The following is a 13,912-nucleotide window of genomic DNA, read 5'->3' as shown; positions in this document are numbered from 1 at the left end:
GGGTAATCCAAATTGATTTCTAGACAAAGCAGTCCAGCTCTAGCTACTAACCGAAAGGTTTTTCGATGCATATAGAATCCTTGAAACAACATCGTTAGGCGCTTTAAATGTCACAGCATCCAAAGCAGATTTTGCTTCTTCCAATTCATCCAGTCTTGCTCGGAGTTCCATGTCAGCACACAGCGATTCTTTCATCTCCAATCGCTCGTCCTCATTTAGCTCGTCATATAGAAATCTTACTAAATCATTTTTTGTAAAGGTTTTTGTCATACGCGTTTTGGGTTTGCTCAAACTTTTTTCTCAAGTTTATCAAAGCATACCTCATCCTTCCTAGCGCCGTATTGATACTTACATCTGTCGCATCAGCAATTTCCTGGAAGCTCATCTTCATGTAGTGTCGCATAACCAACACCTCACGTTGTGAGTCCGGTAAATCTTTGATGTAGGCTTTCAGAAGGTTGTAGGTATCTTGTTTGATATGTTCTTCTTCAATAGACGACTCTGAGAAATCAAGTGTATTAAACACGCTACTTCCATCCTCCATCACGATCATCGGGTATCGCTTCGATTTTCTGAAGTGGTCTATAGACAGGTTATGAGCGATTCTTAGAATCCATGGAAGAAATTTTCCCTCCTCATTATACCTGCCGGATTTGATGGTACGAATTGCTTTTATGAACGCCTCCTGCATGAGGTCTTCGGCAGTGTACCTGTCTTTTACGATTAAATAAATAGTGGTAAAAACCCTGTCTTTATGACGATTGAGGAGTTCCTCAAATGCCTCTTCGTTTCCTCCAATGTAGAGGGATAGCAATTCGCTATCATTCAAACTTGTCTTATTCATGTAATTCACCTGTTTGTTAACGTAGAGGTCTATATCATATTGTGCTGTTTAGGGTTTGAAATATTTTAAGCGGACAAGAATATAAAAATTCAACAACTCGGAAAAGTCTGCACCTTATTTTTGCGCCACTCGAACCGAATTCCTTTGTTAGTGTTTCATAGACAGGCGTACCCCTAAAATGGTTGGAAAAATCGACAAATTAGATCCTAAAAAATACATCCTGATCAAAGGAGCACGGGTGAATAACCTAAAAAACCTGGATGTGGCAATCCCCCGAGATCAGCTTGTGGTGATCACAGGATTATCAGGTTCGGGAAAATCATCCCTTGCATTTGACACGCTATTTGCAGAAGGACAGAGAAAATATGTAGAAAGTCTAAGCTCTTACGCTCGTCAATTCCTGGGGCGCATGGAGAAACCGGAAGTGGATTACATCAAAGGAGTGGCTCCCGCGATTGCCATAGAGCAAAAAGTGTCTTCCAGAAATCCAAGATCTACGGTTGGTACTACTACCGAAATCTACGATTACCTCAAATTGCTGTTTGCCAGAATTGGCAACACCATTTCTCCGATATCAGGTAAGGCAGTAAAAAAAGATACAGTTACCGATGTGGTGGATTACATGCTTTCCCATGAAGAAGGGTCGAAGTTGATGATCACTACTCCATTAAAGAAAAAAGAGAAAAGATCTCTTACCAAGGAACTGGAAATCCTGATGAGCAAGGGCTACACCCGAATCATGATTGGTGATGAGGTGGCCTTCATTGAGGATGTGCTTAAGAACAAGGAAAAGCCAAAAGAGGCCGTTGAAATACTGATCGATCGAGCAGTGGTTCAAAACGATGAAGCAACTCAGTTTCGTTTGGCTGACTCTGTACAAACCGCATTCTTTGAGGGAGAGGGTGATTGCTTCGTCACCATCGTTGGCAAAGGCAAAAAGAAATTCTCCGATCGTTTTGAGCTGGACGGAATAATCTTCGAAGAGCCTTCTGTTAATTTCTTTAGCTTCAATAACCCCTATGGTGCCTGTAGAAAATGTGAAGGATTTGGCAGGGTGCTGGGAATCGATCCTGATTTGGTGATTCCAGATCGGAACTTGTCAGTTTACGAAGGCGCCATCGCACCTTGGAAAGGCGAAACCATGAAAAAGTGGGCCGAGCCTTTATTGCGAGATGGTATTCGCTTTGACTTTCCAATACATCGTCCGATTGCAGAACTCACGAAAGAACAATATGAGCTTCTCTGGACCGGTAATGAATATTTTGAGGGGTTGAATGCATTTTTCAAACACCTTGAGTCCAAGCTACACAAAATCCAGTATCGAGTTATGCTCTCACGCTATCGTGGAAAAACCACATGCCCTGATTGTCGAGGGACTAAGCTGAGAAAGGATGCCAGCTACGTCAAGGTTGCTGAAAAATCAATCACCGACCTGGTCTTGATGCCTGTAAAGAAACTTCGCCCGTTCTTTGATAGCATCAAGCTTAGCAAGCACGATGAAAAAATTGCTAAGCGTATCCTTGAAGAAATCAAAAACAGACTCTCCTATCTGGATCAGGTTGGGCTTGGATATTTAACACTCAACAGACTCACAAGTTCTCTTTCCGGAGGTGAGTTCCAGCGTATCAAATTGGCTACTTCTCTTGGTAGTGCTTTGGTTGGGTCCATGTATATTCTGGATGAACCTAGTATTGGTCTTCACCCGAGAGATACCGATCGATTAATCGACGTGTTGAAAACATTGAGGGACGTGGGGAATACTGTGATCGTGGTAGAGCACGAAGAGAAAGTAATGGAGGCTGCCGATCAGATCATTGATATTGGTCCGGATGCCGGAGTGTTTGGAGGAGAGCTTGTATTTCAGGGCAAGACCTCCGATATGAACGGAGAAACCAATTCATACACTTCAAAATACCTACAAGGAAAAGAAACGATTCCTGTTCCTGAAAGAAGAAGATCATGGCGATCCTCCGTTCAAATTGAAGGGGCTCGAGAAAATAACTTGAAGAATATTGACGTTGAAGTACCACTTGGTGTGCTTACGGTTGTTACGGGTGTAAGCGGATCTGGTAAGTCAACATTGGTACGGAAAATTCTACATCCTGCTATAGGAAAACAACTTGGTCAATTAGGAGAAGCCTCAGGTAAATTCACGAACCTGACAGGTAACTACAAAAAAATCTCACAGGTAGAATTTGTAGATCAGAACCCCATTGGCAAAAGCTCTCGTTCCAACCCGGTGACGTATGTGAAAGCGTATGATGCCATTCGCCAATTATTCTCCGATCTGCCACTTTCAAAAACCAACAATTTCAAGCCTGCTCATTTTTCGTTCAATGTAGATGGTGGACGGTGTGAGGTGTGTGAAGGAGAAGGCACGGTGAAAATCGAGATGCAGTTTATGGCTGACCTTCACTTAACTTGTGAAAACTGTGGCGGGAAGCGATTTAAAAAAGAAATTCTGGAAGTCAAATACAAGGACAAAAACATTGCAGATGTACTTGACCTTTCCGTGCAGCAGGCGCTTGAATTTTTTGAAGGCAATAATGCCATCACCAACAAGCTGCAACCCCTCTTTGACGTGGGACTTGGATATGTGAAACTTGGGCAGGGGTCAAACTCTCTAAGTGGTGGTGAAGCACAAAGAGTCAAGCTCGCCTCTTTTCTTTCAAAAGGAAGCAAGACTAACAATACTGATCACATCCTTTTCATTTTTGATGAACCAACTACCGGCCTTCATTTTCATGATATAAAGAAATTACTGGATGCGATCAACGCTTTGGTAGACGGAGGCAACTCTGTGGTAATAATCGAGCACAATACGGAAGTGATCAAGAATGCAGACTGGATCATTGACCTGGGTCCGGAAGGGGGCGAAGAGGGTGGTCATGTATGCTTTGCTGGATTGCCGGAAGATTTGGCGAAACTGAAGGACAACTATACTGCCCAGTATTTAAAAGAGAAGTTATAGGCTATTCCGCATCGATTAAGTACTTTCTCATTCGATGGTTGATGCTTCCGATATTCGGAGTATCGTTAGGATTGCTCTCAATGATGCCTGATAAGAAGCCAATAGCTTTTTCTTCAAAGCCTAGTGCCTTGGCAATCTTTTCGCTGAATTTGATTTCACTTAGCAGCACCTTCCCATCAATCTTCATCAGCTTTACTGTATAGATGAGTATATCTACTTTATCATCAAAGTCAAGGTCCTTGATCAACTTGCCTGTTTTATCAGCACTTTGAAGAAGCTCCTTTAGGTCTTTCATCGACAGGCCTTCCAGCTCAGCTAAATGTCGAATAAACTCTTTTTCAGAGCTATCAAACTCGCCATCTGCCTGGGCAATACCTACAAGGGCTCTAAATTTTACAACATCTTTCATGCAGTAACATAATGTTTTGAATGGTTACAAGATGATAAGAAAATATCATTTATCCCCCAGATCAATATCACTTATAGATGAGCAGGCAAAGTCCTTCGATTGATTCGTATGCCGTGTCCTTGCATGACTCCAAATGTGAGCGTGGTTCCTTATGCAACGAACTCTTTCATTTTACTTTGAATAATGTCCCAATTGGGAGGAACACTCTTGTCTTTGTGAACCATTTCAGACAAAAAGCCTATCGAATTTTGATCAAACCCAAGCATTATCGCCATCTTTTCACAGAACTTAATTTCGCTTAAGTATACCTTGCCATCGGCTTTCATGATCTTTACAAGATCTGCCAATATTTCAATCTTGCCGTCAAAGTCAAGATTGAATGCCATTGGTTTATCAATCTCTTTTCGCTCTAGCTCCTCTTGTATTAATTGATCTAAATCCGATTGCTCCAGTTGATGGTCCTGGGCAAGCTCCTGTAAAAGGATTTTTTCTTCGTCTTCGAACCTGTTGTCTATCAGAGCCATTCTGATCAGGGCCCGAAACTTTTCTGTCTTATTCATTTGAACGTGGTGGTCAGTTTTTCACAAATAGACCTCAATAATCAAACAGTTATAATTGTGGAGAGTCACAAAAAATGATAGGTTTTTTAACTAACCATTTCTTAGACGATCAATTGTCAAAATATTCACCAAGTTTCATCATACTCTCATCACTGACTTCCACATCGTACTTTACTTGGCCTCCTTCTATTAGAATTACTCGATCACACGATTCAGCAATGTTTTGAAGGTTGTGACTGGAAACAATTACACACCTGCCTTTTTCTTTTTGGGCACGAATTAGCTTCCTTAGTTTCGCCTGGGATGTCGGGTCTAAATGAGCAAAAGGCTCATCCATTATAATGTATTTGGGATCTCCGGCTAGTAGCGACAGGACACCAATCCGAACTTTAGTGCCCGTAGACAAGTCCCGAATGTATTTCTTGTTTTCGTCAATGTCTTTGTTTGAAAACTCTGCATATTCAGAAAGCAGTTGCTCTACATCAAACGGGGAGTTTTTCATCTTTAGGATAAAGCTCAAATACTCTTTGGGCCGAAGAAACTCAATCAAAAAAGACTCATCAATGAACGCATTCAAATGATTTTGCCAGTCTGCAGATACATTGACCGGCACATCCTCCACCGAAACATAGCCATCATCCGGTTTTAACAAATCAAGAACCGATTTAAAAAAAGTGGTTTTTCCTGCTCCATTGTTTCCAACAACCCCCACACATTCACCAGGATGTATTTCTAATGCTTCAATATCCAGTGCCTTTACACCTGCGAAAGACTTTTTTAGGTTTTGAATCTTTATCATGCTTTAAAACTTTGAGATAAGTGATATTTTTTTGATTGATACTTTTTTGCAATTAAGTCTGTGACTGGATGAAAAAGGCCTAATCCTAAAAGGCCTAATCCACCAAGAAATAGCACAGCATTTTCTCCAAGGAAGGCCTGGCCCAATCCATAAAGAAATAATGGTAGTAAAATGACTAGGAAACTACTTACAAAAATCGGTCCTGTCATCATTCCATTGTAGTTCATAAATGAATTCTCAGTAAGAATGATTTTAGTACTATTAAAGACTGATCGATACAGAACCACTGGAACTGTAACTCCAATATTGAATAGAAAAATAGCGATAAGATCTACCCAGCTCAATCCATTAATTAGTGTAGGAATAGAAGCGAAAACTAGTCCTACGATACACGCCCCCACATAAAACAAGTACCTGGTTTTAATAAAGTTTTTAGGAGAAATATTGGTGATTAAAAAATCAAAGTAACTTCCTTCCCATCCAAGAGAATACACTCCGTGCTGAATAATGAAAAAGCCCGTTGCAATAAAAAATATCATGGTGCTGATCATCCACTCGGTATCTCCATCAACCAGAAATGGCAAAACAAGCACACTTAATAGTCCAAGCAGTAGGTTGCTTCTTGTCCGTTTATTTCTTACTAATAGCGCCCACTCCAATTGAAACACCGGATTTTTAAAACTCAGCACAGGTAAAGCATCCAATAGCCCCAGGCTTTTCTTCTCATCATTTACCTCTCGTTTTTCAATCGACTCTATGATCTTGAAATAAGCTCCTAAAACAGCTACAACCAATGTTATTGATGGTAGAACCGGGTTCATGATTCGTACTTCCAGATCAAGAGATGGCAAGAAATAAATAACGACCATGATAAATAGAAGTACTCCAATTAAAGTCCCTTTCACCCATTTAGCAGAAAACTGCGCATTCAGTCCGATAAAATGGTTAGCAAACCACCATAATACGACTGTCATGCCTCCCTGCCATCCAAGCCATTCATTTGCCTTTGCCGCTACAACAAGCATGGAAATAAAAAGTACGAATGGCATAATTCCGAAAAGCGAAGTAAAAAGGTACTGCTGAGCTATCGCCTTGGATTGGTCACTCCATAGCACATAGTATTTTAGTTTTGGGAGTGGTCGGCGAAAAACCATTCGGATCGCCATATCTAAAAAAACATATGCTAAAAGGAATAAATGATAATTGATTTCAGCATATGCAAAATAACTGCTCAACTCCTCCGCATAGACATTCAGGATTTCGTATGAATAATACAGGGAGCTGCCAAAAATGAAAGACAGGGTTATAAAAGCGAAGATTTCTCCATCAAAGGAGGTACTCCTTACTATCGATTGATAATGATGCCTGATATAGAAAAGATTCATTCCAAAAGGTGTTAATGACGCACGGTTAGTATCATTGCAATCTAAAAACTTACACTGGGCATGAGAAAAAAAATTGTAGCTGGAAACTGGAAAATGAATTGCACCCTTCCGGAAGGGAAAAAATTGGCATCAGAAGTGATCAATATGGTTCAGGATGAGGTCAATAATGAGGTTGATGTGGTCTTGATTCCTCCATTCATCCATCTTACAGGCATTCAAAACCTAATCGGCTCAACAAAAAATATTTTCCTTGGCGCCCAGAATTGTCACCAAAATCAAAGCGGTGCATTTACCGGCGAAGTATCTGCAGCTATGCTTGTTTCCTGTGGGGCTTCCCATGTCATCCTCGGTCATAGTGAACGAAGGGAATACTTTGGAGAAACAGATGAGCTACTTGCTGAAAAAGTGAGTTTCGTATTGGACAATCAGCTCACTCCTATTTTTTGCTGCGGTGAAAAACTGGAGGTTCGTGAAGCAGGCGATCATGAAGAGTTGGTAGGCACCCAGGTAGACAAAGCATTATTTGGATTGTCAGAGGAGCAAATCAAAAAAGTAGTGATCGCATATGAACCAGTCTGGGCGATTGGTACCGGCAAAACCGCAAGTGCAGAGCAGGCCCAGGAAATGCATGCATTTATTCGCCAGCAAATTGCGAAAAAGTACTCTCAGCAAACAGCTGATTCCATTTCTATCTTATACGGAGGAAGCGTGAAGCCAGAAAATGCAAAAGAGATTTTCTCACAGCCGGATGTAGATGGCGGCTTGATAGGAGGTGCAAGTCTTAAATCAAGAGACTTTACCAACATTGTAAAAGCCTTTGATTGATGGATTTCGTCACCCTCAAAGTAACATGTGATCCAGTGCTTACGGATGTGCTCATCGCAGAGCTATTCGAAGCAGGTTTCGATTCTTTTCAAGAGTTTGATGATGGGTTTGAGGGGAGCTGTGAACAGTCTCGGTTTGATGAAGAAAAAGTTGAAATCCTTTTCAAAGAGTTTCCAAACGTCTCTTTTACCATAAAAGAACAAGAGAAAGTAAACTGGAACGAAGAGTGGGAAAAAAACTATAATCCCATAACGGTAGGCAATCGATGCATTGTGCGCGCATCCTTTCACACACCTCAACCGAATTTTGAGTACGAGATCATAGTCACTCCCAAAATGTCTTTTGGAACAGGCCATCATGCGACCACCTATCAGGTATTAGACTACCAAATGAATCTCGATCATGCCGGTAAAAAAGTACTTGACGTGGGTACCGGAACAGGTATTCTGGCTATAATGGCAGCAAAGCGTAGGGCAAATACGATTGTAGCCACTGACATTGATGATTGGTGCATAGAAAATAGTGAAGAGAATTTTGCGTTGAATAGTGTGCAAGACGTAACGTTAATCAAAGGCGAAATCAACGAAGTGAATCCGAGTGATTTTGATATTGTGATTGCTAATATCAATAAGAACGTGCTTTTGGATCAAATGAGTGATTATGCTGATAGACTTAAATCAGAGGGTCAGCTCATTTTAAGTGGATTTTATGAATCGGATATTGCCGATTTAGAAAGTGAAGCAAATAAAAGTGGACTATTTCGCATTCATTCAACAACCAGAGATAAGTGGGCAATGCTCGCTCTGGAGAAACGCTCCGTCTAAAACCGACGTTTATTTACGGTACAGTGGGGACTTATAAATATCTTTAACGCTTGATGCGTACGCTTTTAATTTCATTTTTGGCTTTAGTGCTGGTGATCAACTCAGCTGAGGCCCAGCGATATTCTGAGGATAAAACAGAATTTCGAACGCAGGTTATTGCCAAGCTTAAGTCGATTGGAACAGAATCGGCTAACAAAATCGCCTTCGACTTTCAGAATGCATGGGATGGCAAGTTCACCGATGCACAGCAGGACAAAGCACACAAGATCGCATTGACCATGCAGAAGAAAGGATACAAATTTTTTCCTTACTTCTATCACTACTTTACATACCTGGCCTATTCAGTCACTCAGGAAAATCTGCAAAGAGATCAGCTGGATAAAGTATTGGAAATAAACGAGCAGGTAGTCCAAACGCTTTCTAAGTCGGAATACAAAGACTTTCTCTTTGGATTAAATATCTATTTCGCCAGAAGGTACCTCAGTCTGGATAAAAACCTTGCCGTACAGGCGCCTGAAGGAAGTTATGAGTTTAAACTTTTGGATGACTACATCGCTATAGAGGAAGAACCAGAGGAAGAGCTTGTTGAAGAAGACACAGTGGAAATGATCACCGAAGATGAAATGCCGGTGATCGTAGAAGATGCGTCTGCAGATGATTGGGGCAATAGCTCCTGGGGAGATAATGATGATAGCTGGGGTAATAACGATTCATGGGGAAATGATGATAGCTGGGGAGATAGCGACGACTCTTGGGGGAATGATTCTTGGGGTGACTCTAATGATAGCTGGGGGGGAAACAATGATTCATGGGGCAGTGTCGAAGAAGAGGAGCCTGCCTATGAAGAGCCAAAGGCCGTAAGGCCGAGCTATGCACCATCTGTTCCAGACTATCTTAATCTTAAACAATATCAATACCTGCACCCGGAACCAGACGGTCCGGTAATTGAAATAAAGAACGCCCGATTGCTGATTGCCACACCTTATGATTCACTTCGAATCAAAAGTGTAAATGGGACATTTTTACTTAAAAACCGAACAATTGTTGGAGAGCAGGGATCAATCGAGTGGCCTGCTCAAAATGACAAATTTCGTGGTGCGATAGTCCAATTAAAGGATTTTCATCTTAAGAAAGACCGGTCTGACTTCTGGACTCCAAATGCTTCCCTGCAATTTGCGGGCCTCACCGGTGAGGGAGAAGTTGAGGGTGTTTTTGAATTCAAAAGTGTACCCAGACCCAAAAGAAAATTAAGTGGCTACCCTGTTTTTACTTCCAACAATGCAAACGTCACTGTAGATCTACCCGATGACAAACTCAGCTACACCGGTGGCATCCAGCTAAAAGGAAATAAGCTGTATGGGAAGAGTGTTTCCCGAGAGCCCGGTACTTTAAAAATTGCAGATGGAAATGGAAACACCATCGTTTTGAAATCAAAAAAGTTTGTTCTGGGGGATTCTCTCGTTTCAATGAATAGTGGATCATTCACACTTCTTCATGGTAGCGATTCTATTTTTCACAAATCTGTCCGGGCAAAATTTGATGTGACTACTCAAAAATTGATGGTCTTAAGAAATTCTACACTCACACCATACAAGTCTTCTTACTTTGACTTGAACATGAATGTAGATCTTATCACCTGGAACATAGAGAATGATTCCATTGGATTAGAAATAATGAATGGCAAAGATTTACTCCCAGCCACGTTTGAATCTGAAGACTTTTTTGACATGGTCAGGTATCGGAAAATCGGTCGGTTTCTGGATTTTCACCCGGTCAATGCTGCTGTTTTTTACTCTCGTAAGTATGGTGTGGAAGAATTCTATGTCGGGGAGCTGGCAATGGAGTATGGAATTGATGAGCGCTTTGCTCAAGGGGCAGGCAAAATTCTTTCTCAATATGGATTTGCAGATTATAACCCGGTGACCGGCAAGCTTAAGCTTTATCCAAAAGCTTTCCTGTTCTATGATGCATCAGCAAAAAAAGTAGATTTCGACAATTTGATGGTGCCTTCAAAAATCCAGAATGGTTCGAACGCTCACATTGTGCTGGACAGTGGTCAACTAAAAGTAAGAGGCGTTAGTCGTTTTTATATTACGACCGATTATAAAATTTATGCTGAGCCTGCTGATAGCACTATCACAATTCTAAAAGGCAGAGATCTGGAGTTTGACGGGATGGTCCATGCAGGGGATTTTCAATACAAAGGAGCTGGTCATGAGTTCGACTATGAGGAGTTTATCATCAATATGCCACAAATTGACTCGATGCGACTTACCGTTCCACTCAGAGATACGCTGGCCAGCGGTGGTTACGAACAAGTCGCTCTTAAAAATGAATTGACAGAAACCTCCGGTACGCTCCATATCAATAGCAGCGATAATAAATCCGGGAATAAAGAGAACAGACGCTATCCATTCTTTAATTCTGATAGCGAAGCAATCGTTTATTTTGATGGTAAAGAAGTTTTGAATGGCGCCTATGATAAGTCGGTGAAATTCATCATCCCTCCATTTGAAGTAGATAGCATAGAACGACAAGATGGAGAAAGCATCAGCTTTGAAGGTACTTTTAATTCCGGAGGGATATTCCCTACATTCCCCGAAACACTAAAAATTCAGGAAGACCGATCGTTAGGCTTTGTGCACAACATACCGGATGAAGGCTATAATTTGTATGGCACTGAGGCTAAAACCTATGAAGAAATCCGGCTCAGCAACAAGGGAATGAGAGGTTTTGGTCAAATTGACTTCTTGACAACTACGATTTACTCCGACGATTTTATTTACTACCCTGATTCGGTAACCACCGATGGTACTGGAGGAGTAATCTCACCAGGTGATTACAAAGGTGCCAGCTATCCGGAAGCAGTTCTAGGTGCTTATGACATGTATTGGCTTCCTCTAAAAGACAGCATGTATCTCAGGACTGTGGGCGAACCATTCAAGTTTTATAACTCAACAGCAGAGCTGGAAGGATTTGCAAACATTACGACTAATGGGGTTTATGGTGGAGGCACCATGTTGACTCGAGGTTCCAAATCAGTTTCTGATGACCTGAACTTTAAAGAGCTTGAATACGGAGCAAGACATGCTCAATTTGAAGTACTTACTGATAACCCGGAGAAGCCCGCGATGCAGGGAGACGATATTCGGCTGGACTTTGACCTGACTAATAATACCGCAACCATTAGGCCGGAGCGAGTAGGTGTGGCTGCCATCTCTTTTCCATATGCACAGATGAAAACCTCCATTACGGAGGCAGTTTGGGATCTGGAAGATTCGGTTGTAGTCATGACAAAACCTGAAAATATCCCTATTGAAGATTCCTACTTTTACACAACACGAGAAGATTTGGATTCATTGGCATTTAATGCTGAAAGAGCAATCTATGACATCAACACTCAGGAGCTCAATGTTCAGGGTATTCCATTCATAACAGTGGCAGATTCAAAAATTATCCCTGAAGGTAATGAGACAACTATTTTGGCTAATTCAGTACTCCAGGAATTTAAAAATGCGGAAATTATCATCGATACCTTGAATGGGTATCACTACCTCGATAGAGCCAATATTCGGGTAATCTCACGCTTAAAGTTTGAGGGCAATGCCTTCTATCAGCAAATTGTTGACAAAGACACCTTTGATATCCGATTTGACAGCTTTGAACTACAGGAGGTACCTGTGGGTGAGCCAAACAGAAAAGGAGAGTACGATAAACGATTGATGACTGTTTCCGGAGGTGAAGTTTTGGAAAATCAAAACCTGGTCATCTCACCCGGATTCTTTTATAAAGGTTCTGTTACCATGTACGCATCAAAACCGGCCCTGGAACTGGATGGATATGTGAAGCTCGACCTTTCAGACCCGGACTATAATCAATGGATCCAGTTTAAACGTGAAGAAGGTGAACGTGACGTTAAGCTTCCTTTTGATAATGCACTGTCCGAAAGTGGCGAAAGAGTTTCAGCTGGTATTCATATGAGTGTTCGAGATGAACTGTATACTACATTCGTTGAGACGAAGGCAAACGGATCAGATTTAGACTTCTTCAAGGCCAGCGGAATCCTCACTTATACGGACTCCATTCAGACCTACCGAATTGAAACACCATCCAAAACTTCCGGAGAGACCTACCAGGGTCACACCATGATCTACATGGACAGCTCGAAATCAATCGTCTTTGAAGGAAAAGCTAATTTCATCAATCCGGTTAATGACCAGATAAAAATTGAAGCATCCATTTTGGGTGTGGGCAATAAAGAAACGAATAAGTACACGGCTGATGCCATGTTTGCCATGGATTTCCCTGCTCCGACTGGGTCATTTGAAATTATGGCTGAGGATTTGACAGAAATCATTGAAAGAATTGGTCCTCCGCTCGCAAATGATATCTCACTAGAGCTTCTATTCAAGCTGGCCAACTTAACTAACGATGGTACTGCCAAGCTTTATGAGCAATCAAGTCTTAAAGATTACACCGCGCTTGTGTCTTCATCAAAGGACCTAATCCGCCCATTAATGATTTCCGGGGTAAAAATGAAGTGGAATAAAGATGAGAAAGCATGGCACAACACCACCAAGCTGGCGATTTCCCATATTTATGAAAATGATCTTAATGCTAAACTTGATGGGTTCTTGGAAATTAAAAAAGATGAGTCGGGAGCGGAAGTAGTTAATCTGTTTATTCAGGCAGCACCTGGTATCTGGTATTACATCGGATATACGTTTAATCAGCTGATTCTCTACTCGTCCAATACTGAATTCAATGACCTCATAAAAGAAAAGTCCAATGTGGAAAGCTCAAAGCCGGGTGAGTTAATCATCGCAGTTGGAGACACCAATGAAACACTCGGGTTTATCAATCGATTCAGGGAAACATACTTTGGAATCAAGGAACCTTATAACTTGATCTCCCCGGATGAGATAAACGTGGAAGATGAAAATTTTGACACCATCGAAGAAGATGAGGACGATGGGTTCGGGTTTGAGTGATTAGTTTTCTGGTAATGCAGGACCACATATTTTACCCTCCTCAAATCTCCATCTGAGACTATCATTTTGATTAGCAATGATGGCTTCACATTGCGCACGAGTTTTATCTCCAAAACATGCTTGTTGCCTGTCATTTTCATCATATCCTGCACACAAACCAACACCTTCATCGTCGCACGAAAAAAGTATTGCCATGATTCCGATGGAAAACAACTTTTTCACCATGTTAAGTTAGCTGTTTTTCTTTTCTAAGGCCTTTATGGAAAGCATTGGAACCTATGTTATGGAATGCAAGCTTTCCTGA

General features: G+C 41.4%; 11 protein-coding genes. 4 read left to right on the top strand and 7 right to left on the bottom strand.

Annotated features, from left to right (window positions below):
- Positions 1 to 39: 39 nt before the first annotated feature.
- Together ACQK2H_RS01825 and ACQK2H_RS01820 are read right to left on the bottom strand one after the other, a co-directional pair.
- Positions 40 to 270: a hypothetical protein gene (locus ACQK2H_RS01825; protein WP_425389770.1), complete on the bottom strand. Its 231-nt coding sequence runs from the start codon at positions 268 to 270 to the stop codon at positions 40 to 42.
- Complete coding sequence (locus tag ACQK2H_RS01820; RefSeq protein WP_425389769.1) at positions 245 to 844, bottom strand: RNA polymerase sigma factor; 600 nt, start codon at positions 842 to 844, stop codon at positions 245 to 247. The genes ACQK2H_RS01825 and ACQK2H_RS01820 overlap by 26 nt, the downstream gene beginning before the upstream one ends.
- Positions 845 to 1,022: 178 nt before the next feature.
- Here ACQK2H_RS01820 and uvrA point away from each other — a divergent pair, with 178 nt between their 5' ends.
- Entirely contained in the window at positions 1,023 to 3,815 is a 2,793-nt protein-coding gene (gene uvrA, locus ACQK2H_RS01815) for an excinuclease ABC subunit UvrA (protein ID WP_425389768.1), read from the top strand.
- Position 3,816: 1 nt separating this feature from the next.
- Here the strand turns inward: uvrA and ACQK2H_RS01810 are convergent, their stop codons facing one another.
- From ACQK2H_RS01810 to ACQK2H_RS01795, 4 genes are all read right to left on the bottom strand, one after another.
- Positions 3,817 to 4,224 (bottom strand): TerB family tellurite resistance protein, encoded by a 408-nt coding sequence (locus tag ACQK2H_RS01810; protein WP_425389767.1) that lies wholly within the window; start codon positions 4,222 to 4,224, stop codon positions 3,817 to 3,819.
- 149 nt (positions 4,225 to 4,373) lie between these two features.
- The gene (locus tag ACQK2H_RS01805; protein ID WP_425389766.1) at positions 4,374 to 4,784 is read right to left on the bottom strand and encodes a TerB family tellurite resistance protein; all 411 of its coding nucleotides are present in this window, start codon (positions 4,782 to 4,784) and stop codon (positions 4,374 to 4,376) included.
- Positions 4,785 to 4,893: 109 nt separating this feature from the next.
- Entirely contained in the window at positions 4,894 to 5,583 is a 690-nt protein-coding gene (locus ACQK2H_RS01800) for an ATP-binding cassette domain-containing protein (RefSeq protein WP_425389765.1), read from the bottom strand.
- Positions 5,580 to 6,968, bottom strand: a complete 1,389-nt coding sequence (locus tag ACQK2H_RS01795; protein ID WP_425389764.1) for a DUF5687 family protein — start codon at positions 6,966 to 6,968, stop codon at positions 5,580 to 5,582. Before ACQK2H_RS01795 ends, ACQK2H_RS01800 begins: the two co-directional genes overlap by 4 nt.
- Positions 6,969 to 7,028: 60 nt before the next feature.
- Between ACQK2H_RS01795 and tpiA the strand changes: the two genes are divergently transcribed.
- Genes tpiA through ACQK2H_RS01780 form a run of 3 tightly spaced genes read left to right on the top strand, consistent with a single transcriptional unit; the run spans position 7,029 to position 13,608 of the window.
- A complete protein-coding gene (tpiA, locus tag ACQK2H_RS01790) occupies positions 7,029 to 7,793 on the top strand; it encodes a triose-phosphate isomerase (RefSeq protein ID WP_425389763.1) in 765 nt (254 codons plus the stop codon).
- On the top strand, positions 7,793 to 8,617 hold the full coding sequence (gene prmA / locus ACQK2H_RS01785) for a 50S ribosomal protein L11 methyltransferase (RefSeq protein WP_425389762.1): 825 nt from the start codon (positions 7,793 to 7,795) through the stop codon (positions 8,615 to 8,617). The genes tpiA and prmA overlap by 1 nt, the downstream gene beginning before the upstream one ends.
- A 53-nt stretch (positions 8,618 to 8,670) precedes the next feature.
- Positions 8,671 to 13,608, top strand: coding sequence for a hypothetical protein (locus ACQK2H_RS01780; protein WP_425389761.1), 4,938 nt, complete (start codon positions 8,671 to 8,673; stop codon positions 13,606 to 13,608).
- Here the strand turns inward: ACQK2H_RS01780 and ACQK2H_RS01775 are convergent, their stop codons facing one another.
- On the bottom strand, positions 13,609 to 13,830 hold the full coding sequence (locus ACQK2H_RS01775; protein ID WP_425389760.1) for a hypothetical protein: 222 nt from the start codon (positions 13,828 to 13,830) through the stop codon (positions 13,609 to 13,611).
- Between the last annotated feature and the right edge of the window lie 82 nt (positions 13,831 to 13,912).

The sequence above is a fragment of the Ekhidna sp. genome, assembly GCF_965228795.1.
In the GTDB taxonomy this organism is placed as follows: Bacteria; Bacteroidota; Bacteroidia; order Cytophagales; family Cyclobacteriaceae; genus Ekhidna.
Note: the sequence above shows the minus strand (reverse complement) of the source record. Positions and strands in the feature narration are given on the sequence as shown.

What these genes read in the sequence shown, in the direction of transcription:
- ACQK2H_RS01825 (WP_425389770.1), bottom strand. Translation starts at nt 270, where the DNA reads ATGACAAAAACCTTTACAAAAAATGATTTAGTAAGATTTCTATATGAC.
- ACQK2H_RS01820 (WP_425389769.1), bottom strand. Translation starts at nt 844, where the DNA reads ATGAATAAGACAAGTTTGAATGATAGCGAATTGCTATCCCTCTACATT.
- uvrA (WP_425389768.1), top strand. Translation starts at nt 1,023, where the DNA reads ATGGTTGGAAAAATCGACAAATTAGATCCTAAAAAATACATCCTGATC.
- ACQK2H_RS01810 (WP_425389767.1), bottom strand. Translation starts at nt 4,224, where the DNA reads ATGAAAGATGTTGTAAAATTTAGAGCCCTTGTAGGTATTGCCCAGGCA.
- ACQK2H_RS01805 (WP_425389766.1), bottom strand. Translation starts at nt 4,784, where the DNA reads ATGAATAAGACAGAAAAGTTTCGGGCCCTGATCAGAATGGCTCTGATA.
- ACQK2H_RS01800 (WP_425389765.1), bottom strand. Translation starts at nt 5,583, where the DNA reads ATGATAAAGATTCAAAACCTAAAAAAGTCTTTCGCAGGTGTAAAGGCA.
- ACQK2H_RS01795 (WP_425389764.1), bottom strand. Translation starts at nt 6,968, where the DNA reads ATGAATCTTTTCTATATCAGGCATCATTATCAATCGATAGTAAGGAGT.
- tpiA (WP_425389763.1), top strand. Translation starts at nt 7,029, where the DNA reads ATGAGAAAAAAAATTGTAGCTGGAAACTGGAAAATGAATTGCACCCTT.
- prmA (WP_425389762.1), top strand. Translation starts at nt 7,793, where the DNA reads ATGGATTTCGTCACCCTCAAAGTAACATGTGATCCAGTGCTTACGGAT.
- ACQK2H_RS01780 (WP_425389761.1), top strand. Translation starts at nt 8,671, where the DNA reads ATGCGTACGCTTTTAATTTCATTTTTGGCTTTAGTGCTGGTGATCAAC.